General features: G+C 71.8%; 23 protein-coding genes. 17 read left to right on the forward strand and 6 right to left on the reverse strand.

From position 1 onward, the window contains the following. Positions 1–19 precede the first annotated feature (19 nt). Positions 20–994, forward strand: coding sequence for an aldo/keto reductase (locus tag ACQEV1_RS07050; protein ID WP_285631986.1), 975 nt, complete (start codon positions 20–22; stop codon positions 992–994). 44 nt (positions 995–1038) lie between these two features. On the opposite strand, the gene ACQEV1_RS07055 is transcribed toward ACQEV1_RS07050, so the two are convergent. Continuing rightward, positions 1039–1920 (reverse strand): HAD family hydrolase, encoded by an 882-nt coding sequence (locus ACQEV1_RS07055; RefSeq protein ID WP_285631989.1) that lies wholly within the window; start codon positions 1918–1920, stop codon positions 1039–1041. A gap of 114 nt (positions 1921–2034) precedes the next feature. After that, the gene (locus ACQEV1_RS07060) at positions 2035–2628 is read right to left on the reverse strand and encodes a sigma-70 family RNA polymerase sigma factor (RefSeq protein WP_285578357.1); all 594 of its coding nucleotides are present in this window, start codon (positions 2626–2628) and stop codon (positions 2035–2037) included. Between the two features lie 175 nt (positions 2629–2803). Between ACQEV1_RS07060 and ACQEV1_RS07065 the strand changes: the two genes are divergently transcribed. The 9 genes from ACQEV1_RS07065 to hemL all read left to right on the forward strand — a co-directional run bounded on the left by ACQEV1_RS07065 (position 2804) and on the right by hemL (position 13075). Beyond that, entirely contained in the window at positions 2804–4540 is a 1737-nt protein-coding gene (locus ACQEV1_RS07065) for a putative quinol monooxygenase (RefSeq protein WP_433392440.1), read from the forward strand. Between the two features lie 183 nt (positions 4541–4723). Next, the gene (locus ACQEV1_RS07070; protein ID WP_433392442.1) at positions 4724–4969 is read left to right on the forward strand and encodes a glutaredoxin family protein; all 246 of its coding nucleotides are present in this window, start codon (positions 4724–4726) and stop codon (positions 4967–4969) included. Positions 4970–5245: 276 nt separating this feature from the next. Further along, positions 5246–5950 carry a redox-sensing transcriptional repressor Rex gene (locus ACQEV1_RS07075; protein WP_285578360.1) on the forward strand — a complete coding sequence of 235 codons (705 nt, stop codon included), beginning with the start codon at positions 5246–5248 and terminating at the stop codon, positions 5948–5950. A gap of 70 nt (positions 5951–6020) precedes the next feature. Further along, positions 6021–7289 (forward strand): glutamyl-tRNA reductase, encoded by a 1269-nt coding sequence (locus ACQEV1_RS07080; protein WP_285631998.1) that lies wholly within the window; start codon positions 6021–6023, stop codon positions 7287–7289. Beyond that, entirely contained in the window at positions 7286–8194 is a 909-nt protein-coding gene (hemC, locus tag ACQEV1_RS07085) for a hydroxymethylbilane synthase (protein WP_285632008.1), read from the forward strand. Before ACQEV1_RS07080 ends, hemC begins: the two co-directional genes overlap by 4 nt. Beyond that, on the forward strand, positions 8191–9789 hold the full coding sequence (locus ACQEV1_RS07090) for a uroporphyrinogen-III synthase (RefSeq protein WP_433392446.1): 1599 nt from the start codon (positions 8191–8193) through the stop codon (positions 9787–9789). Before hemC ends, ACQEV1_RS07090 begins: the two co-directional genes overlap by 4 nt. Positions 9790–9809: 20 nt before the next feature. After that, positions 9810–10799 (forward strand): porphobilinogen synthase, encoded by a 990-nt coding sequence (gene hemB, locus ACQEV1_RS07095; protein WP_285578363.1) that lies wholly within the window; start codon positions 9810–9812, stop codon positions 10797–10799. Positions 10800–11123: 324 nt separating this feature from the next. Continuing rightward, on the forward strand, positions 11124–11714 hold the full coding sequence (locus tag ACQEV1_RS07100; RefSeq protein WP_285632010.1) for a bifunctional DNA primase/polymerase: 591 nt from the start codon (positions 11124–11126) through the stop codon (positions 11712–11714). Positions 11715–11785: 71 nt separating this feature from the next. Continuing rightward, a complete protein-coding gene (gene hemL, locus ACQEV1_RS07105) occupies positions 11786–13075 on the forward strand; it encodes a glutamate-1-semialdehyde 2,1-aminomutase (RefSeq protein WP_285632014.1) in 1290 nt (429 codons plus the stop codon). A 152-nt stretch (positions 13076–13227) separates the two neighbouring features. Here the strand turns inward: hemL and ACQEV1_RS07110 are convergent, their stop codons facing one another. Continuing rightward, complete coding sequence (locus tag ACQEV1_RS07110) at positions 13228–13353, reverse strand: hypothetical protein (RefSeq protein ID WP_433392449.1); 126 nt, start codon at positions 13351–13353, stop codon at positions 13228–13230. Positions 13354–13375: 22 nt separating this feature from the next. Here ACQEV1_RS07110 and ACQEV1_RS07115 point away from each other — a divergent pair, with 22 nt between their 5' ends. Then, positions 13376–13501 carry a hypothetical protein gene (locus ACQEV1_RS07115; protein WP_433392451.1) on the forward strand — a complete coding sequence of 42 codons (126 nt, stop codon included), beginning with the start codon at positions 13376–13378 and terminating at the stop codon, positions 13499–13501. A gap of 102 nt (positions 13502–13603) precedes the next feature. Continuing rightward, entirely contained in the window at positions 13604–13753 is a 150-nt protein-coding gene (locus tag ACQEV1_RS07120; RefSeq protein ID WP_433392453.1) for a hypothetical protein, read from the forward strand. Positions 13754–13763: 10 nt separating this feature from the next. Here ACQEV1_RS07120 and ACQEV1_RS07125 read toward each other — a convergent pair whose 3' ends face one another. Genes ACQEV1_RS07125 through ACQEV1_RS07135 form a run of 3 tightly spaced genes read right to left on the reverse strand, consistent with a single transcriptional unit; the run spans position 13764 to position 16452 of the window. Further along, positions 13764–14681, reverse strand: coding sequence for a TIGR03619 family F420-dependent LLM class oxidoreductase (locus ACQEV1_RS07125; RefSeq protein ID WP_285632017.1), 918 nt, complete (start codon positions 14679–14681; stop codon positions 13764–13766). After that, positions 14678–15556 (reverse strand): 4-hydroxy-tetrahydrodipicolinate synthase, encoded by an 879-nt coding sequence (gene dapA / locus ACQEV1_RS07130; protein ID WP_285632019.1) that lies wholly within the window; start codon positions 15554–15556, stop codon positions 14678–14680. Before dapA ends, ACQEV1_RS07125 begins: the two co-directional genes overlap by 4 nt. After that, positions 15553–16452 carry an EamA family transporter gene (locus ACQEV1_RS07135; RefSeq protein WP_285632029.1) on the reverse strand — a complete coding sequence of 300 codons (900 nt, stop codon included), beginning with the start codon at positions 16450–16452 and terminating at the stop codon, positions 15553–15555. Before ACQEV1_RS07135 ends, dapA begins: the two co-directional genes overlap by 4 nt. A 73-nt stretch (positions 16453–16525) precedes the next feature. On the opposite strand from ACQEV1_RS07135, the gene ACQEV1_RS07140 reads away from it, so the two are divergent. From ACQEV1_RS07140 to resB, 5 genes are all read left to right on the forward strand, one after another. Then, positions 16526–17455 (forward strand): LysR family transcriptional regulator, encoded by a 930-nt coding sequence (locus ACQEV1_RS07140; RefSeq protein WP_285632031.1) that lies wholly within the window; start codon positions 16526–16528, stop codon positions 17453–17455. Between the two features lie 126 nt (positions 17456–17581). After that, positions 17582–18214 carry a histidine phosphatase family protein gene (locus ACQEV1_RS07145; RefSeq protein WP_285632034.1) on the forward strand — a complete coding sequence of 211 codons (633 nt, stop codon included), beginning with the start codon at positions 17582–17584 and terminating at the stop codon, positions 18212–18214. 49 nt (positions 18215–18263) lie between these two features. Continuing rightward, positions 18264–18839 carry a TlpA family protein disulfide reductase gene (locus tag ACQEV1_RS07150; protein WP_285578372.1) on the forward strand — a complete coding sequence of 192 codons (576 nt, stop codon included), beginning with the start codon at positions 18264–18266 and terminating at the stop codon, positions 18837–18839. A gap of 10 nt (positions 18840–18849) precedes the next feature. Continuing rightward, positions 18850–19581: a cytochrome c biogenesis CcdA family protein gene (locus tag ACQEV1_RS07155; protein ID WP_285632040.1), complete on the forward strand. Its 732-nt coding sequence runs from the start codon at positions 18850–18852 to the stop codon at positions 19579–19581. Continuing rightward, entirely contained in the window at positions 19582–21165 is a 1584-nt protein-coding gene (gene resB / locus ACQEV1_RS07160) for a cytochrome c biogenesis protein ResB (RefSeq protein ID WP_433392457.1), read from the forward strand. The last annotated feature ends 4 nt before the right edge of the window (positions 21166–21169 follow it).

Raw genomic sequence — 21169 nt, forward strand, 5'->3', positions numbered from 1 at the left:
AAGGGGCAGCCTGGTGCGCATGGAAAAGAGAGCACTGGGACGACAGGGCCTGCGCACCTCGGCACTCGGCCTGGGGTGCATGGGCATGAGCTGGGCGTACGGCGCGCCCGACGACGACGAGTCCATCGCCACGATCCACCGCGCGATCGAGCTCGGCTGCGACTTCTTCGACACCGCCGAGGCGTACGGACCGTGGACCAACGAGAGGCTGCTCGGCCGCGCGCTGAAGGGGCGCCGCGACGAGGTCGTGATCGCGACCAAGTTCGGCTGGGAGTACGCCCCCGACGGTGAGCGGCTCGGCCCGAACAGCCGGCCCGAGCACATCCGCGAGGTGGCCGACCAGCAGCTCGAACGGCTCGGCACCGACCACATCGACCTGCTCTACCAGCACCGGGTCGACCCGGAGGTCCCGATCGAGGACGTCGCCGGCGCGGTCGGCGAGCTGGTCGCGGCCGGGAAGGTGCGGTACTTCGGGCTGTCCGAGGCGTCCGCGAGCATCATCCGGCGGGCGCACGCGGTCTTCCCCGTGTCGGCGCTGCAGACCGAGTACTCCCTGTGGGAACGGGGCCTGGAGGAGGAGATCCTGCCGACGCTGCGGGAGCTGGGCATCGGGCTGGTCCCGTACTCCCCGCTGGGCCGCGGGTTCCTCACCGGCGACGTCCGGCGCGCGGAGGACTACCCGGCCGACGACTACCGTCGCAACGACCCGCGTTTCCAGGGCGCCAACTTCGACGTGAACATGAAGGCGGCCGAGGCCGTACGCGCGATGGCCGAACGCAAGGGCGTGACGGCGGCGCAGCTCGCGCTGGCGTGGCTGCTCGCCCAGGGCGACGACGTGGCGCCGATCCCGGGCACCAAGAGCCGTAAGCGCCTGGAGGAGAACCTGGCGGCGGCCGACATCAAGCTGACCGGCGCGGAGCTGTCCGAGCTGGAACTGCCGGTCTCGGGCGCGCGCTACCCCGAGGGCATGCTCCGTCTCATCGCGCGGAGCTGACCGCCGTTCCGAGGGCGTCCCGATGCGAGGGGTGCCCTCGGTGGTCAGCGGCCGCGGTGGTGGCGGCGGAGGGCCACGCCGGCCGCGACGCCGCCGACCAGCGCGCCGGTGCCGGCCGCGGCCGGGAGGGCGACCATGGTGACCTTGCGGCCGGTGCGGAAGTCGTGGATCGGCCAGCCGTGTTCGCGTGCGTGGTCGCGCAGGTCGCCGTCCGGGTTGACCGCGTGAGGGTGGCCGACCGTGGTGAGCATCGGCAGGTCGTTGTAGGAGTCGCTGTAGGCCGAGCAGCGGGACAGGTCCAGGCCCTCCTTGCGGGCCAGCGCGCGTACGGCGCCCGCCTTGGCCGGACCGTGCAGCAGGTGCCCGACCAGGCGGCCGGTGTAGACGCCGTTCTCGGTCTCGGCGACCGTGCCGAGCGCGCCGGTCAGGCCCAGGCGGTGGGAGATGATCCGGGCCAGCTCGACCGGGGTCGCGGTGACCAGCCACACCTGCTGGCCCGCGTCGAGGTGCTTGAGCGCGAGTGACCGCGTGCCGTGCCAGATGCGGTCGGCCATCTTGTCGTCGTAGATCTCCTCGCAGAGGCTGACGAGCTCTTCCACGCTCCGCCCGGCGACGAACGCCAGGGCCGCCTCGCGCGCCGTGGAGATGTGCTCGGCGTTCTCCGCGCCGCGTACGCGAAAGGAGACCTGGCCGAGCGCGAACATCGCCAGGTCGCGGAAGGTGAAGAGCTTCCGCGCCGCCAGGCCCCGGGCGAAGTGGTAGATCGACGCGCCCCGGATCAGGGTGTTGTCGACGTCGAAGAACGCGGCGGCGTTCGGGTCGGGGACGACCGGCTCGGTCTCGGGCGAGGCGGCCGCGGCCGCGGCCTCGCCCGCTAGCTCGTCGGCTACTTCGTCGTCATCGGTCCATGGCCACAGTCGACGCATGCAGATGAGACTAACCAGCGGCCGTGCGCGGTGATTCGGCAACCCCGTACGCGGCGCGTCGCGGGCCGTCACCGAATGTAATCATGGCTGGAGGTAGCCGACCTCCGCGTCATCTCACCGGATATCGGCGGGAAAGAGGCGGGCCAGGGACCTGGTCGCGCGGTACTGCAACGCCTTGATCGCGCCGGTGTTCTTGCCCATGATCTCGGCGGTCTCGGCGACCGACAGGCCGTGCAGGAAGCGCAGGACCACACACTCGCGCTGCTCGTTGCCCAGTTCCCGTACGGCCGAGAACAGCGCGCGGTGCGTGAAGGAGTCGAGCACCGCGCGTTCGGGGCCCTCCTCCCAGCGGTCGGGCTCCAGGGGGTCGGCCGTGCAGACCTCGAGGCGGTAGCGGCTCGACTTGAAGTGGTCCAGCACGAGGTTGCGGGCGATCGTCACGAGCCACGCGCCGAAGTCCTTGCCCTGCCAGGTGAACAGGTTGATGCGCCGGAGCGCCCGCAGGAACGTCTCGCTCGTCAGGTCCTCCGCGAGGGCGTGGCCGCCCACGCGGTAGTAGACGAAGCGGTAGATCACGTCGGCGTACCGGTCGTACAGCACGCCGAACGCCTCGGGGTCGCCGGCGCGAGCCCGGAGGACGATGTCGCGCAGGTCGTCGGAGGTTTCGGGGCCGTGGCGCGCAGGGGGATCGAGGGTAAGGCTGCGCATGCAGTGCTCCTCGGGAACGGCGCGACCACGGGGCGTGTCGGAACATGCTAGATACTGGTGAGTAAGCTGGCAATGGTGGTGCTTGAGGAAAACAACGGCCTTTATCCGCTCTTTGCGCTTATGCCGTAGCTCTTCGTTACCCGCGCAGGCGTGTGATCGGGCACCATTGGGGGCGATGGTCAACGTCGCTCTGGCGCTGCTGGCGACCCTTGCGGCCCTCGGAGGCGCCGGGTTGCTCGTTTCGCGCACCCTGCCAGACCGGCGTGTGTACCTGTTCGCGTGGTGCGGCACCCTCGTGGCCCTCGGGATCGCGCTCGCCGCGATGACCATCGGCTACGCGGCGGGCTTCGGGCCGGCGCTGCTGCGGTGCACGGAGCTGTTCGGGTCGCTGATCGCTCCGCTGACCCTGGCGCTGGGCGTCGTCGAACTGATCGCGCGAACGGTACAGGCGCGGTTCGCCGCGCGGCTCATCGCGGCGTCGTACGTGATCGTCGCCGTCGTCATCATCCTGCTCGACCCGATCATCGGCACCTTCGGCAAGAGCATGCCGAAGGTGTCCGGCCACTACTCATCGCTGCCCGGCCTGGTGCTCGACGGAGCGCACCTGTTCGCCGTCGTCTCCCTGGTCTCGTGCGTCGCGGTCACCGCGGTGCGCGGCAACAGGCGCGACCGGCAGGCGGCCGTGATCATGCCGACCCTCGCCATGGTCGCGCTCGCCGGGGTGCTCACAGTCGCCGCGATGCGCAGTTACCTGCCCGGACCACTGGCGCCGCTGGCGCTCGGCGGATCCGCCGCCCTTGTGTGGTTCGGCGCCACCCGGCTCCCGGGCGGCCCACCCGACCCCGACGACGAAGAACCGGAGCCGTACGAGGAAATGTCGCGCCACCAGCAGCCCTACGACGACGGGCAGTACAACACCGGGCGGCGTCGCGGCAGGCGACGCCAGCAGGCCGGTTATGACGCGGAGGGCTATGACACCGGCGGTTATGACACGGGCGGTTATGACTCGGGTTATGACGCCGGTTATGACAACGGTTATGACACGGGTGGCTATGACACCGGCGGATACGACACCGGCGGTTATGACAGGGGCGGCTATGACACGGGCGGGTACGCACGGCCGCGGCGCGAGGGGCAGCCGTCCTTCGCCCCGCCGGGACGCGCGCCCCAGGCCCCGCCCGGCATCGGCCAGTACGGCCGGATCATGATCTACACGCTCATCGAAGGCCACGCGGACGCCTTCGACCGGCTCGCGGCCGAGGTCGCCCACGCGGTACGCCAGACCGAGCCGGGCACCCTCGTCTACGCCTGCCACACCGTGGACAACTCGCCGAGCCAGCGGCTGTTCTACCAGCTCTTCCGCGACGCGAACGCGGTCGAGGCGCACACCCGCCAGCCCCACGTCCAGCGGTTCGCCCGCGAGGCACGGGCGCATGTCAGCGGCACCAACGTCCTGGAACTGACCGTCAGCGCGGGCAGCCTCGCCGCTCTCGCCGGAGCCGCCGGGCAGCCGGGCCCGGCGGGCCCGGCCGCTCCGGCGATTCCGGCCGGCTCCGGCGGACCCGGCGGGTCGGGAGCGCCCACCGGGCGCGGTGGCCCGAGCGGCCGTGGCCGCGGCGGACCCGGCGGCCCTGGGGGACCGGGCGGACCCGGAGGACAGGGAGGACGAGGACAGGGCGGCCCGGGAGGGGCCGGTGGACAGGGCGGCTTCGGCGGGCAGGCGCCCGGCGGGCGCGGCGGTCCCGGAGGCCGCGGTGGTGGTCCCGGCGGCCGCAGTGGCGGCCCCGGTGGACGGGGCGGCCCCGCCGGGCGCGGCGGACCCGGCGGGAGAAACGGCGGCGGCCCGGGCGGTGGCCCGGAGGGCGGGTCGGGCGGTCCGTCGCGACCCGTGCGTTGGCCCCGCGGCCGATAACGCGGGCACATGCGCGGCTGCCCCGGTGGACCGCGCGGGGCCTGCCGGGCGCGGTGGCCCGGGCGGACCTGGCGGCGGCCCGGTGGACGGGGCGGGCTCGGCGGGCGTGGCGGTACCGGCGGGGATCGGGCGTTGGCCCGGAGGGCGGGGCGGGCGGTTCGTCGTGGACCGTACGCTGGCGTCATGGCCGATGACGCGCGCATTCTCCTGCTCGGCAAGCCCGGCTGTCACCTGTGTGACGACGCCCGGGCGGTGATCGCGAAGGTCGCCGGCGAACTCGGCGTCGCCTGGGAAGAACGCGACATCACCGCGTCCGAGGAGGACACCCGGCTCTACTGGGACCAGATCCCGGTGACGTTCGTCGACGGGGTCCAGCACGACTTCTGGCGGGTGGACGAGCGCCGGCTGCGTGCGGCCCTCGTGGGCTGACCTCGGTGGCCGGATTCGGCCTGGTGGATGTCTGTTCGGTCACATCGTCACACGTGGCGGGGGTGACTCGGAAGGTGCGGGGGTTCGTCGCGAGACCCCCGTGAGCTGGGCAATCCGCACCCAGTACGACCTCTCCGGCGTCCGTACGCTCGGTCTCCGACTTTGTGCGCGTGTTCACAAGGGCTTAATCTGGAGAAAGTCCAGGCGGTTCGTTCGCCGTGTGGCGCAGGCACCATACGGGATCGGCCGCGTGTCGAACCCCGGAAAAGCAGGCCTGTGACCCGTCGATCCACCCTCGGTGAACGGAACCGCGGCATCCCAGAGGCGACCGTGGCCCGGCTTCCGGTCTACCTTCGCGCGCTGCACGTCCTGGCCGAACGCGGTGTCGCCACCGTCTCCTCCGAAGAGCTGGCCGCCGCCGCCGGCGTCAACTCCGCCAAGCTTCGCAAGGACCTGTCCCACCTGGGTTCCTACGGCACGCGCGGTGTCGGGTACGAGGTGGAGTACCTCGTCTACCAGATCTCCCGCGAGCTCGGCCTGACCCAGGACTGGGCGGTCGCCATCGTCGGCCTCGGTAACCTGGGCCGTGCCCTGGCCGGGTACGGTGGCTTCGCCTCGCGCGGGTTTCGCATGGCGGCGCTGCTGGACGCCCAGCCGGGGATCGTCGGAGAGGTGATCGCCGACCTGACCGTCGAGCACATCGACGATCTTGAGACGGTCATCAAGGACAATGGGATATCCATCGCCGTCCTGGCCGTCCCCGCGGCCGCGGCGCAGCCGGTGTGCGACAGAGTGGTGGCGTCGGGAGTGACGAGCATTCTCAATTTCGCCCCTGTCGTGCTTTCTGTACCCGACGGTGTCGATGTGCGTAAGGTCGACCTGTCGATTGAGCTACAGATCCTCGCGTTCCACGAACAGCGCAAGGCCGGTGGCCCGAGCGGCGTGGAAGAGGAGTATCTCGAGGCGGTAGAGGGCCAATGAGCCGTACCAGCACGTCAGCAACCGCTAACGCACGGCCCGCCGGAGCGCACCGGACGGTCGAGGAGGATTCATGAGCAGCATCCTCGTCGTCGGGTTGAGTCACCGCAGCGCTCCCGTGACGCTGCTGGAGCGGGCCGCGGTCAGCGGTGATCGGCTGGACAAGCTCCTGCACGACGTGCAGCAGGTCACGAACGTGGACGGTGCCGTCGTCGTCTCGACGTGCAACCGGATCGAGGTGTACGCCGACGTCGAGAAGTTCCACGCCGGTGTCTCCTCGATCTCCGAGCTGCTCTCGCGCCACTCCGACGTGCCGCTGGAAGAGCTGTCCAAGCACCTTTACGTCCACTACGAAGAACGCGCGGTCCAGCACATATTCTCCGTGGCCTGCGGGCTCGACTCGATGGTCGTCGGCGAGGGTCAGATCCTCGGTCAGCTGCGCACCGCGCTCAAGGTCGCCCAGGCGAACGACACCGTCGACCGGGCCCTCAACGAGCTCGTGCAGCAGGCGCTGCGGGTGGGCAAGCGGGCGCGCAACGAGACCGGCATCGACCGGGCCGGCGCCTCCCTGGTCAGCGTGGGACTGAGCCGGGCCGGTTCACTCGAGGGCCGGCGCGCGCTCGTCGTGGGCGCCGGGTCGATGAGCGGCCTGGCGGTCGCCACCCTCGCCCGCGGGGGCATCGGCGAGATCGTCATCGCGAACCGCACCTACGAGCGCGGCGCGCACCTGGCGCGTTCGGCCGACGTGCCGGCGCGGGCCATCGAGCTCTCCGACCTGCGGCAGGCGATGGCCGAGGCCGACATCGTCGTCTCCTGCACGGGCGCCACCGGCCTGGTGATCACCCCGGACATGATCGACGGACCGGCGTTCCTGCTGGACCTGGCGTTGCCGCACGACGTGGACCCGGCCGTACGCGACCTGCCGGGCGTCACCCTCGTCGCCCTGAGCGACCTGCGCGACGCCGACGACGCCCCGGCCGCGGGCGACATCGAGGCGGTACGCCGGATCGTCTGCGAGGAGGTCCAGGCGTTCCAGCTCGGACTGATCGCGGCGACCGTCGCGCCGACCGTGGTGGCGCTGCGCAGCAAGGCGGCCGAGGTGGTCGACGCCGAGCTGGGCCGGCTGGGCGGGCGCCTGCCGGGCCTGGACGACAAGGCGCGTGAGGAGATCGCCCAGACCGTGCGTCGCGTCGTCGACAAGCTGCTGCACGCGCCGACCGTACGCGTCAAAGAACTGGCCGCCTCCCCGGGCGGCGACACCTACACCGAGGCCCTGCGCGAGCTCTTCGATCTCGACCCCAAGACGCCGGAGGCCGTGATCCGGGCGGAGGACGTCCTATGAAGCTCACCTTGGGGACGCGCCGCAGCCTGATGGCGATGACGCAGTCGGGTCTGGTCGCCGACGCCCTGACCGCGCGCACCGGCCATGAGGTCGCGCTCGTGGGCGTCACGACCGAGGGCGACGTCTCCACGGCCGACGTGGCGCAGATGGGCGGCACCGGCGTGTTCGTCAGCGCGCTGCGCCAGAAGGTGCTCGACGGCGAGGTCGACTTCGCCGTCCACTCCCTGAAGGACCTGCCGACGGCGCCCGCCGAGGGCATCGCCCTGGCCGCCGTACCGCCCCGTGACGACCCTCGCGACGCCCTCTGCGGCGAGGCCAAGCTGGCCGACCTGCCGCGTGGCGCGCGGATCGGCACCGGGGCACCGCGCCGCATGGCGCAGTTGCGCGCACTCCGGCACGACCTGAAGGTCGTGCCGATCCGCGGCAACGCCGACACACGCCTGCGCAAGGTGACCACCGGAGAGTGCGACGCGGTCGTGCTCGCCTACGCCGGCCTGACGAGGATCAACCGGCTGGACGCCGTGTCGGAGATCTTCGACCCGGCCCAGATGCTGCCGTCGCCCGGCCAGGGCGCCCTGGCGGTCGAGTGCCGGGCCGACCGGACCGATCTGCTGGAGATCCTGGCGACCCTCGACGATTACGCGAGCCGCGCGGCGGTCGCCGCCGAGCGCGCCCTGCTCGCGGCGCTCGAGGGGGGCTGTTCCGCCCCGGTGGGCGCATACGCTGCTGTGGAAGACCGAACACTGTTGCATCTGATCGGAGTCGTCACCGGGTACGACGGTGAACGACAGGTCCGATTGTCCGAAAGCGGCCACCCTGACCTGGCCGAGCGGCTGGGACGCGACCTCGCGGCCCGGATGATCGCCAAGGGGGCCGACCAGTTGATGGGGGAGCGCACATCTTGAGCCCCGCGAGCAAGAGCCCGGCCGCCGCGAGCGGCGCGTCCCGTACCGGCAGGAGGCCGGCCGGGGAGCCGGGCAGAGTGGCCTTTGTCGGTGTCGGCCCGGGGGACCCGGAGCTACTAACGCTGCGGGCCACGCGACTGCTCGGCGCGGCCGACGTCATCGTGGTGCACGAGGCGACGGCCTCGCTGTTCCGCGAGTACTTCAACCCGGCCGCGGAGATCGTCGAGCCTGGCACGGTGAACCCGGTCACCCTGGCCCGGTCGGCCGGCCTGGTGGCACGGATCTTCCTCGGCGATCCGGGCGTCGGGTCGGTGCTGGCCGATGAGGCCAAGGCCTGCGTCCGGGCGAACGTCCCGTTCGAGATCGTGCCCGGAATCTCGGCGATCACCGGTGTGCCCGCCTACACCGGCATCCCGCTGACCGACGGCAAGCACCGTGACGTCACCGTCGTCGACGCGCAGGAGGGCGGCGTCGACTGGACCGCCTACTCCGGCGCCGCGACCCTGGTCATCCTCGGCGCGGAGAACACCATCGGCGAGGTGGCCAAGGGCCTGATCGCCGCCGGCCGGTCCGACACCACGCCGGTCGCGGTCACCTCCATGGGCACCACGACCGAGCAGTACACCGTGGCCTCCACGCTCGCCCGCGTCGCCTCCGCCGCCAAGAACCTCGACGAGCCCGCCCTGATCGTGGTCGGCGACGTCGTCGGCTGGCGCGACAAGCTGTCATGGTTCGAGACCAAGCCGCTGTTCGGCTGGCGGGTGCTCGTGCCGCGCACCAAGGAGCAGGCCGCCTCGCTGTCGGAGCAGCTCCGCTCGTACGGCGCGGTGCCCGAGGAGGTGCCGACGATCTCCGTCGAGCCGCCGCGCACTCCGCAACAAATGGAACGTGCCGTCAAGGGGCTCGTCACCGGGCGTTACGAGTGGGTCGTGTTCACCTCGGCCAACGCCGTGCGCGCCGTACGCGAGCGGTTCGAGCAGTACGGCCTGGACGCCCGCGCCTTCGCCGGCCTCAAGGTCGCGGCGGTCGGCGAGCAGACCGCGGCGTCCCTGGTGGAGTTCGGCATCCGGCCGGACCTGATGCCGGGTAGTCAGCAGTCCTCCGAGGGGCTCCTGGAGGTCTGGCCGCCGTACGACAAGGACCTGGACCCGATCAACCGGGTGCTGCTGCCGCGCGCCGACATCGCCACCGAGACGCTCGTGGCCGGCCTGACCGAGCTGGGCTGGGAGTGCGACGACGTCACGGCCTACCGCACCGTACGCGCCGCGCCGCCGCCGCAGCCGATCCGCGAGTCGATCAAGGGCGGCGGGTTCGACGCCGTGCTGTTCACCTCCTCCTCGACGGTCCGCAACCTCATCGGCATCGCCGGCAAGCCGCACAACGTGACCGTCATCGCCGTGATCGGTCCGCAGACGGCCAAGACGGCGGAGGAGTACGGCCTGCGCGTCGACGTGACCGCGGACAAACCGTCGGCCAGCGCCCTCGCCGAGGCCCTGGCGGAGTACGGTGCCAAGCGCCGGGCCGCCCAGGTCGAGGCCGGCGATCCGTTGCGCAAGCCCAGTGAGATGCGGCGCGGAGCGCGTCGCCGAAAGTAGCCGCTCGAGAGAAGGTCGCAGTGTCCGCGCAGTTCCCCGTCGTACGTCCCCGGCGGCTTCGCCGTACCCCCGCCATGCGCCGGCTGGTCGCCGAGACCCAGGTACGGCCGAGCGACCTCGTACAGCCGCTGTTCGTCAAGGAGGGAATCACCGAGCCGCTGCCGATCGGCTCGATGCCGGGCGTGGTGCAGCACACGCGGGACACCCTGCGCAAGGCCGCACACGACGCGGCGGAGGCCGGGGTCGGCGGGCTGATCCTGTTCGGCATCCCGGCGGTCAAGGACGGCCGGGGCTCGGGCGCGGACGACCCGGCGGGCATCGTGCAGAAGGCCCTGCGCGACCTGTCCTCGGAGGTCGGCGACGCGACCGTGGTGATGGCCGACCTGTGCCTCGACGAGTACACCGACCACGGGCACTGCGGCATCCTCACCTCCTCCGGCGAGGTGGACAACGACGCGACGCTGGAGCGTTACGCCTCGATCGCCGAGGCGCAGGCCGCGGCGGGCGCGGAGGTCGTCGCGCCCAGCGGCATGATGGACGGGCAGGTCGGGGCGATCCGCGCCGCCCTGGACAAGGCCGGCTACTCCGGCGTGTCGATCATGGCGTACGCCGCGAAGTACGCCTCGGCCTTCTACGGCCCGTTCCGCGAGGCGGCCGAGTGCGCGCCGCAGTTCGGTGACCGCGCGGCGTACCAGCAGGACCCCGCCAACGCCGAGGAGTCCCTGCGCGAGGTGTTGCTCGACCTCGACGAGGGCGCCGACATGGTCATGGTCAAGCCCGCGATGACCTACCTCGACATCATCCACCGGGTCCGCGAGTCGGTCCGCGTTCCGGTCGCGGCGTACCAGGTCAGCGGCGAGTACGCCATGATCGAGGCGGCCGCGGCCCAGGGCTGGATCGATCGTGGGCGGATCATCGACGAGACGCTGACCTCGATCCGCCGCGCCGGCGCGGACATCATCCTGACCTACTGGGCCACCGAGGTCGCCCGATCGCTCACCCGGCGCTGACGGCCGCCGGGCGTACGCCGCATCACCGGGTCGTCAGCCGCTGAGAGGCCGGGTCGGCCTCCGTGACGACCCGAGCCCATCGCGTCCTCTCATCCTTCCGCGCGGCTCTATCACGCCGCTCTCAACCGGCTATGCGGCACGGCGTTGAGGTCACGTGTTCGCGGCTATCCCGGGGTTGTCGCGATCCCCCGAACCCCGGCAGGTCATCATCGAAGGTAAGAGGGTGGAGGGGGAGCGATGTTGGACACATCCGTCAAGAAGTCCGTCGCGCGATCTGGTGGCAGGAATTCCGGCAAACAGTCGGGGAAGCGACAAAAAGTGCACATGGGGGCCGCGGCCCAGCAGTACGCGGCCCTCGGCTGGCCCTGTTGTCCCGGCGCGCAGCCGGCCACCGACCGGACGCGCGCCTGCTCGTGCGACCGGATCGGCTGCCCGTCGCCGGGCGCTCATCCGGCGTCGCAGGTATGGAAGCTGCAGGCCACGGTCGACACCGACCGCGTCGGCCAGTGGTGGAACGCCGCGCCCGAGGCGAACATCATCCTGCCGACCGGCCGGGTCTTCGACGTCTTCGACGTGCCCGCGGAGGCCGGGCGGCTCGCGCTGGCCCGCATGGAGCGCGACCAGGCGCCGGTCGGGCCGGTCGCCGCGATGGGCGACGAGCGCTACCTGTTCTTCGTCGCGACCAGGGGAGCGCCGGAGGACGAGGACGAGTGGTGGTCCTGCCACCTCGACACGGTGCCCGAGAGCGTCGAGGCCACCCCGGGCATGCGCTGGCACTGCCGCGACAGTTATGTCGTGGCGCCGCCGTCGACGCTGCCGTTCGGCCGCGAGGTGAGCTGGGTGGCCTTCCCCGAGAACGCCGCGCTGCCCGATCCCCTGCGCGTTCTGGAGATCCTCGCGGACGTCTGCGAGTAACGCCGGGAACCGCCTGGGCCGCCGGGCGGGTCCCGTCAGGCGCCGGAATCCGGTCTGGAAGACTCGACGGCGTGACTTCGGACCGGATTTCGCAGGAACTCTTCACGCGGGCGGGCGCGGTCGTGCCGGGCGGCGTCAACTCGCCGGTGCGCGCCTTCCGCGCCGTCGGCGGGACGCCGCGCTTCATCGCGTCCGCTCGCGGGCCGTACCTCACCGACGCCGACGGCAACGAGTACGTCGACCTCATCTGCTCGTGGGGGCCGATGATCCTCGGCCACGCGCACCCGGCCGTGGTGGAGGCCGTACAGCGCGCCGCCGCGCTCGGCACGTCGTACGGCGCGCCCACCCGGGGCGAGGTCGAGCTGGCCGAAGAGATCGTCGAGCGGACGCCGGTCGAGCAGGTCCGGCTCGTGAGCTCGGGCACCGAGGCCACCATGTCGGCGATCCGGCTGGCGCGCGGCTTCACCGGCCGGTCCAAGATCGTGAAGTTCTCCGGCTGCTACCACGGCCACTCCGACGGCCTGCTGGCCTCGGCCGGCTCGGGCGTGGCGACGTTCGGCCTGCCCGACTCGCCGGGCGTCACCGGCGCGGCGACCGCGGACACCATCGTGCTCGGCTACAACGACCTGCCCGCGGTCGAGGAGGCCTTCGCCGCGAACGGCGACGAGATCGCCTGCGTCATCACCGAGGCCTGCCCGGCGAACATGGGCATCGTGCCGCCGCTCGACGACTTCAACCTGCGGCTCAAGGCCATCTGCGCGCAGTACGGCGCGCTGCTGATCATGGACGAGGTGCTGACCGGCTTCCGCGTGTCGCGGTCGGGCTGGTACGGCATCGACGGTGTGGCCGGCGACCTGGTGACGTTCGGGAAGGTCATGGGCGGCGGACTGCCCGCGGCGGCGTTCGGCGGCCGGGCCGACATCATGGCGAAGCTGGCCCCGGCCGGCCCGGTGTACCAGGCCGGCACGCTGTCGGGTAACCCGCTGGCCACGGCGGCCGGCCTGGCCACGCTGCGCGGCGCGACCGACGAGGTCTACGCTCGCGTCGGCCACGCGGCGGAGACGGTGGCCGCCCTCGCGACCGCCGCGCTGGCCAAGGAGGGCGTGCCGCACCGGCTCCAGACCGCGGGCAACCTGTTCTCGATCTTCTTCGCCGACGGCGAGGTGCGCGACTTCGCCGCCGCCCAGCGCCAGGACGTCAAGCGGTACGCGGCGTTCTTCCACGCCGCGCTGGAGCACGGCGTCCACCTGCCCCCGTCGTCGTACGAAGCGTGGTTCCTGTCGGCCGCGCACGACGACGCGGCACTGGAACGCGTCGCCGAGGCCCTGCCCCACGCGGCCCGCGCCGCCGCCGAGGCCTGAGTGTGAGGCCGGTCGTTTCTACGCCCGGCACAGCACCGTACGCAGTGCGGCTTCCAGACCGGTCGCGTCGGCTAGTCCCGGCCTCGGTAGGCGATGACGTCGTCCGGGCGCACGAGTACCCCGCCCGACGGGGTGAGGCCGTAGGCGGCCGGTCAGGCGTCCTTCGGGGCCTGGAGATCCGCGTCGGGGCCGATGCGGAAGCCGTCCAGCCCGACGCCGAGCCGCCCGGCCGCCGCTCGGCCCGCCTCCTGCCACGCCGTGCCTTCGCTCAGCAGCACGAAGGCGCGGCCGGACAGCAGGGTGGGCCGGGTCCAGGGGCTCGGCCACGGACTCGTCTCGCAGGCCGGGCGCGTGGCGCTGGATCATGTTCGCGTACTGCTGTTCGGCGTAGGCGTCGGCGAGCGGCCGTCGCTCGGCGTCGTGTGAGTCGAGGAGCCGTGGCCCGGCGCCGCCGTTCAGTGCCACCGCCGGTGGTGGGCGCGAGCGGGGACGGTGACGGCGAGATCGCTCACCTCGACGGCGGTACGGATGAGCTCCACGCACCGTGCGTCGGTCGCGTCCTGTTCGTCCCCCCGCGACTACGACGAGGAGGCGCTCGCGTTGTTCGTCGAGCTGTACACCAGGCTCAACGCCGGAGCCAGGGAACTGACGGGCGAGATCGGCGCCATGGACGACTGAGATCCGGGGCTCAGGGGGCGAGGGCCTCGAGGATCTCCTTGGCGCGTGCCGTGGCCGACTCGGGCGCGATGTCCGGATTGCCGACGAGCGGGTCCCAGTTGAGGTCGTAGAACAGTTCGGTGACGCCCTGCTCACCGAGCCATTCGACGTCCTCGCGGATCTGCTCGTAGGTGCCGGTCAGGCGGACGCGTCCGCCCGCCTCGTCCCGCTGTTCCTCGCCGGCCCGTACGACGCCGCGGACCACGACGCGCACGGAGTCCGGGTCCCGGCCGGCCTCCGCGGCGGCGTTCCGTACGACGGCGATCTGCTCGTGGATCCTGGTCAGGTCGGTGGCGCTGCGGCTGATCCAGCCCGCGCCGAGGCGCCCGGCGCGTTTCAGGGCGGCTTCGACGGTGCCGCCGAGGAGCACCGGCGGGCCCGGCCGCTGCACCGGCTTGGGGGCCATCCGGCTCGGCGGGATCGTGTAGAACTCGCCTTCGTACGAGCTGACCTCGTCCGCCCAGAGCGTGTGCAGCGCGGCCACGTACTCCTCGGCGCGGGCGCCACGGCGTTCCATCGACGCGCCGCTGGCGATGAACTCCTCGCGCTGCCAGCCGGTGCCCAGGCCCAGGTCGAACCGTCCACCGGACAGGACGTCCAGCGTGGCCGCCTGCTTGGCGAGATAGGCCGGCGACACGAACGGCAGGTTCAGCACGGCGACGCCGAGCCGGATCCGGGAGGAACGGGCGGCGGCGAAGGTCAGCGCGCCGAGCGGGTCCAGAACGCTGCGGTAGACCGGCGCCATCGCGTCCTTGTCGGCCGGCGTCAGCAGGCGGTGGAACGACCACAGCTCGTGGTACCCGAGTTCCTCGGCCCGGCCGGCGAAGTAACCGAGGTTGTCCGGGCCGGCCCATGCGCCCGCGACCGGGGCGCCGAATCCGATCTTCATAGGGTCCATCCTGCGTCCAACGCGGCCAGCGCGTCCATCGCCGCGTCGAGCGAGTCGGCGGCCGGAGCACGCAGCGGCGCCCGTACGGCCGGGCGGGCGATCAGGCCCTGCCGGGCCAGCACCGCCTTGATGACACTCGGCGACGGCTCGGCGAACAGCGCGCGGGTCAGCGGCAGCAGCGAACGGTGCAGCGAACGCCCCCGCTCGGCGTCCCCGGCGCGTACGGCCGAGATCATCGCGGCGAACGCGGCCGGGGCGACGTTCCCGGACGCCGCGATCCCGCCGGCCGCGCCCAGCGCGAGCATCGGGTACAGGAAGGCGTCGTCGCCGCACAGCACGTCGCGGCTGCCGGCCAGCAGGGTCAGTGTGTCGGCGTCCACGGATCCAGGGCAGTGCTTGACGCCCGCGACGTGATCGGCGGCCAGCAGCGCGAGCAGGGTCTCGGCACGCAGCGTCTTCCCGGTGCGGTACGGGACGTTGTAGACGACGAGCGGGACGCCGGTCGCGGCGCCGACCGCGGCGAAGTGCTCGACCACGCCCTCGTCGGTGGGACGCAGGTAGTACGGCACGACCGCGAGGAGCAGGTCGGCCGCCTCGGCGCGTTCCTTCGCCTGGCGTACGGAGTCGTCCGTGCCGGCCGTTCCCGCGCCGACGGTCAGCGGTGTGCCGTACGCGTCGCTGACCCGGCGGCAGACCTCGACGACGGTGCGGCATTCGGCCTCGGTCAGCATCGGCGCCTCGCCGGTCGTGCCCAGTGCGACCAGGCCGGCCGCGCCGTGGTCGAGGATGTGGTGCGCGAGCCGTTCCAGCGAGGGCACGTCGACCGCCCCGTCGTCGGTGAACGGGGTGACGAGCGGCACGTGCACGCCGTTCATCGGACGCCCACCGGCTGCGGAACGTTCTCCGGGCCTCCGACGCGGCGGCGCCGGACGCTGCCGAGCGCCACGCCGCCGACGATGAGCACGGCCGCGACCATGTCCGTGACGGTGATCCGCTCGCCCAGGAACAGCGCCGCCGAGGACATGCCGAACGGCGGCACGAGCAGGGAGTACATCGCGACCTGCCCGGCGTCGTACCGGCGCATCAACCGGCCCCAGAGCCCGAAGCCGACCAGCGTCGAGATGTAGGCGATGTAGAACAGCGAGCCCAGGGCACCGAGAGAGAGGTGGGCGAGCGCGTGCGCGTCCGCGCGTGGCCCCTCGAAGATCAGGGACAGGCCCAGCAGGGGGAGGGGCGGCACGAGGCTGACCCAGACCATGAAGGCCAACGCGTCCGGCGGACCGGCCGTGCGCAGGCCGATGTTGGCGAGCCCCCACATGCCGGCCGCCACGACGCACAGCACGAACGCGAGAAGCGGGCTGCCCTGGCCGAGCGACAGGCCGATCAGCCCGATCCCGGCGAAGGCGACGACCATGCCGGCCACCTGCGTCCGGCGCGGGCGCTCGCGCAGCATCACGGCCGCGAGCAGCGCGGTGAACAGGGCCTGCATCTGGAGTACCAGTGAGGACAGGCCGGCCGGCATGCCCATGTGCATGCCGATGAACAGCAGCCCGAACTGCCCGACTCCCAGTGGCAGCCCGACGAGGACGAACCAGCGCCAGGGGATCGCCGGGCGCCGGACGAACAGGACGGCGGGGAAGGCGGCGGCGACGAACCGCAGACCGGCGAAGAGCAACGGCGGCAGCGAGGCGAGCCCGACGTCGATGACGACGAAGTTGACGCCCCAGATCACCGCGATCAGCACCGCGACCGCGACGTGGCGAGGTTTCATAAGGCCGATGCTGCGCCCGACCAATATTTAGGACAAGCGACTATTTATTAAGACATATATGTAGTATTGCTTCATGCTCGATCTCGACCGTCTGCGCGCTCTCAGCGCGGTTGCCACGTACGGGTCGGTGAGCGCCGCCGCCGACGTCCTGCACGTCACGACCTCCGCCGTCTCCCAGCAGGTCGCCAAGCTCGAACGGGAGACCGGACAGAAACTGCTCGAACGCTACGGGCGCGGCGTGCGCCTGACCGACGCCGCCGAGCTGCTGGCGGCGCACGCGGAGCGCATCCTCGCGATGGTCGAGGCGGCCGAGTCGGACCTGGAGGCCCAGCGCGGACAGGTGGTCGGAGAGCTGGCCGTGGCGGCGTTCCCCACGGCCGCGCGCGGCCTGCTGCCGCCGACACTGCGCGCGCTGGGCCGCGAACACCCGCGCCTGCGCGTGTGCCTGCGCGAGCAGGAACCCCACTCGGCCGTGCCGCTGGTCGTCCGCGGCGAGGTCGACCTGGCGGTCGTGCAGGACTGGTTCAACGTGCCGCTCGCCATTCCGGACGGGCTGCTCAAGGCGGCGGTCGTCGACGACGTCGCGGACGTGGCACTGCCCGGCGACCACCCGTTCGCCGCGCGTTCGGTGATCGATCTCGGTGATCTGCACGAGGACTCCTGGATCGCCCAGTCCCCGGGCGCCATCTGCCGCGACTGGCTGGTCCACACGCTGCGCTCGGTGGACCTCGAACCCCGCATCGACCACACCGCCGACGAGTACGCGACCCAGCTGGCGCTGGTCGAGGCCGGACTCGGCGTCGCCGTCCTTCCCCGCCTGGGCCGCTGCGACGTCCCCGCGGGCGTCCGGATCATCCCTGTCCGGCCGGCCCTGACCCGGCACGTGTACGCGATCTGGCGCGCCGAGGCCGCCCGCCGCCCGGCCATCCGAGCCGCGGTCTCCGCCCTCCGCGCCTGCGCCCCGGCGCTGGTCGGCACCACCGCCGAGGACCCGGCGGCCTGAGAGGCCCGTGCGGAACCCGCCGGCTCGCGGTTTCCAAAGGTGGGCGGCGGGGTCAGGAAGACTTCACCAAGGCGCGCCACCCGGCTGGTCCGTGAGCGCCCGCCGGCCGGTAGTGTGGGGCGCGCCATGAAGACGATCGTCCATCTGCTGCGCCACGGTGAGGTGTACAACCCCGAAGGGGTGCTGTACGGGCGCCTGCCGGGCTACCACCTCAGCGACGACGGTCGGCTCATGGCCGAGGCGGCCGCCAAGTGGCTCGACGGGCGTGACATCACCGTGCTGTGCTCCTCGCCCATGGAGCGCGCGCAGGAGACCGCGGAGCCGATCGCCGAGACGCTTCGCCTTCCGGTCGGCATCGACGAGCGGCTGATCGAGGCCGGTAACCACTTCGAGGGCCACACGTTCGGGGTCGGCGACGGGTCGCTGCGCCGCCCCCAGCACTGGCCGTACCTCTGGAATCCCTTTCGTCCCTCCTGGGGCGAGCCCTACGAGCAGATCGCCCGGCGCATGCTGGCCGCCATGGCCGACGTGCGCGACGCGGCCGAAGGGCACGAGGCGGTCTGCGTCAGTCACCAACTGCCCGTCTGGGTGACCCGCCGCAAGGTCGAGGGCCGCTCGCTGTGGCACCACCCGGCCCGGCGCCAGTGCGGTCTGGCCAGCGTCACGAGCTTCACGTACGACGACGGCCGCATCGTCAAGGTGGACTACGCCGAACCGGCGGGGGCGCTGTCGCGGCGCCCCAATGTGCCCGGCGCCTGACCCCTCGGGCACAATAAGTACTACGCCCTGTAGTAGTAGGAGTCTCACCGTGATCCGACGTGTGTTCACCGTGCCGGCCGTCGTCCTCCTCGGCGGTGTTCTCGCGGGCTGCGCGGGTGCCTCGGCCGTGCAGAGCGGCGCGGGCGCGGGTGACTCGCGCTATGTCGCCGGCGACAACGTCAGCGAGATCGTCAAGGACCGCAAGCCCGCGCCCGCGGTCCAGGGCACCACGCTCGACGGCAAGCCGTTCAAGCTGTCCGACTACACCGGCAAGATCGTCGTGGTGAACTTCTGGGCGTCGTGGTGCGCGCCCTGCCGTGCCGAGGCGCCCACGATGCAGAAGATCTCCGACGAGAACAAGGCCTCCGGCGTGCAGTTCGTCGGCGTGGACATCAAGGACGGCAAGGACAACGCCCAGGCGTTCCTGCGCACGTACAAGATCACTTATCCCAGTCTGTTCGACCAGGCGGGGCAGATCGCGCTGGCGTTCCGCGACATCCCGCCCAACGCCGTGCCCTCCACGCTCATCGTCGACCGCAAGGGCCAGATCGCGGCCCGCGCCATCGGCAGCGTCTCCTACACCTCGCTGCGCGACATCGTCACGCGTCTGGCGGCGGAGAAGTGAGCCGGGCGACGTGAGTACGGTCACCAGCGGCTCCCTCGTCCTGGCCTTCCCCGTAGCGGCGGCGGCCGGGCTGGTCTCGTTCCTGTCCCCGTGCGTGCTGCCGCTGGTGCCGGGTTACCTGTCCTACGTCACCGGGATGACCGGCGCCGACCTGGCCGCGCAGCGGCGGGGGCGGCTGTTGCTGGGCGTGGGCCTGTTCGTGCTGGGGTTCACGGTGGTGTTCGTCAGCGCCGGGCTGGCCTTCGGCGGCTTCGGCGCGCTGCTCCAGCGGCACGCGACCGTGCTCACCCGGGTCCTCGGCGCGGTCACGGTCGTGCTCGGCCTGGCGTTCATGGGGTTCATCCCGGGCCTGCAGCGCACGGTCAAGTCCAGCCGCCTGCCCGCCGCCGGTGTGGCGGGCGCGCCGCTGCTCGGCATGCTGTTCGGGCTCGGCTGGACGCCCTGCATCGGGCCGACCCTGGCGGCGGTCCAGGCCATGGCCTACAGCGAGGCGAGCGCCACGCGCGGAGCGCTGCTGTCCTTCGCGTACTGTCTGGGGCTGGGCGTGCCGTTCCTGCTGACCGCGCTGGCCTACCGCCGGGCGCTGGGCGCGTTCGGCTTCGTCAAGCGGCACTACCAGGCCGTGATGCGCGTCGGCGGGGGGATGCTCGTCGCGATCGGGCTGCTCCTGGTCACCGGTGCCTGGGCCGACCTGACGATCAAAATGCAAGGCTGGGTATCCGGCTTCAAGACGGTGATCTGATTGACGACGAGCACGGACGCCCCCGAGGCGCAGACCTCGCCCCAGGCCCCACGCGAACGCCCCGTGGGCATCGGCCTGCTCGGCTGGCTGCGCTGGGGATGGCGGCAGCTGACCTCGATGCGTACGGCCCTCGTGCTGCTGTTCCTGGTCGCGCTCGGCACGGTGCCTGGATCGTTCCTGCCCCAGCGCGGGCTGGCGCCCGAGAAGGTCAGCCAGTTCTTCCAGGACCACAAGACCCTCGCGCCGTGGATGAACCGGCTGTCGCTGTTCGACGTCTTCTCGGCGCCGTGGTTCGCGGCGATCTACATCCTGCTGTTCATCTCGCTCGCCGGCTGCGTGCTGCCGCGGTCCTGGCAGCACTACCAGCACATCCGGTCCCGGCCGCCGAAGGCGCCGCGCAACCTCGCCCGGCTGCCGCAGACCGCCACGTACGAGACCGAGGCGGCACCGGACGAGGTGCTGGCCGAGGCGGCGAAGGTGCTGAAGGACCGGCGGTTCCGCGTCGACTCCCATGACGACCACGTCGCGGCCGAGAAGGGGTACCTGAGGGAGACCGGCAACCTGGTCTTCCACCTGGCGCTGCTGGTGCTGCTGTTCGCGGTGGGCTCCGGGGCGGCGTTCGGCTACAAGGGCAACGTCATCGTCACCGAGGGCGAGGGCTTCTCGAACGCGCTGACCTCCTACGACGCCTTCAAGGGCGGGAAGGCCTTCTCGTCCTCCCACCTGCCGCCGTTCACCGTCTGGCTCGACTCGTTCAAGGCCGCCTACCTGCCCGACGGCCCCGACCGCGGGCAACCGACCGCGTTCTCCGCCAAGATCCGCTACCAGAAGGACCTGAAGACGTCCGTACGGCCGTACGACCTGCAGGTCAACCACCCGCTCAACATCGACGGCGCCCGCGTCTACCTGCTCGGCCACGGCTACGCGCCGCAGTTCACCGTGCGCGACGGCAAGGGGCAGATCGCCTTCCAGGGCGCGGTGCCGTTCCTGCCGATGAACGAGGCGACGTACGCCTCCGAGGGCGTCGTCAAGGTGCCCGACGCCCAGCCGGACCAGCTGGGCTTCATCGGGCTGTTCTGGCCCACCGCCGTCCCCGACGCGCAGGGCAAGGTCACCTCGGCGTTCCCGGCGGCCTGGAACCCCCAGGTGGCGCTGTTCGCCTTCAAGGGCGACCTGGGCCTGTCCAATGGCGCCCCGCAGTCGGTGTACCGGCTCGACACGGCCAAGCTCAAGCCGCTGCTGATGGGCAACAAGGTCAAGCCGCTCGCGGTCGGCAACACCGAGACCCTGCCCGGCGGCGCCGGTTCGATCACCTTCAACGGCTACCGGCAGTACATCACCCTCCAGGTCAACCACGACCCCGGCCGCGTGCCCGCGCTCGCCGCCGGCATCGTCGCGATCCTCGGCATCGTCACCTCCTTCCTCGTACGGCGCCGCAGGGTGTGGGTCCGTGCACGGGCCGACGAGGGCGGGCGTACGGTGGTCGAGGTCGGCGGCCTGACTCTCGGTGGCGCCACGCCCGAGTTCGACGCGATCGCCGAGCGGCTCCGCGAGGCCGCTCCCCCAACCCCTGACGAGGAGTGACGAC

The sequence above is a fragment of the Actinoallomurus sp. CA-142502 genome, from assembly GCF_050936355.1.
In the GTDB taxonomy this organism is placed as follows: domain Bacteria; phylum Actinomycetota; class Actinomycetes; order Streptosporangiales; family Streptosporangiaceae; genus Actinoallomurus; species Actinoallomurus iriomotensis.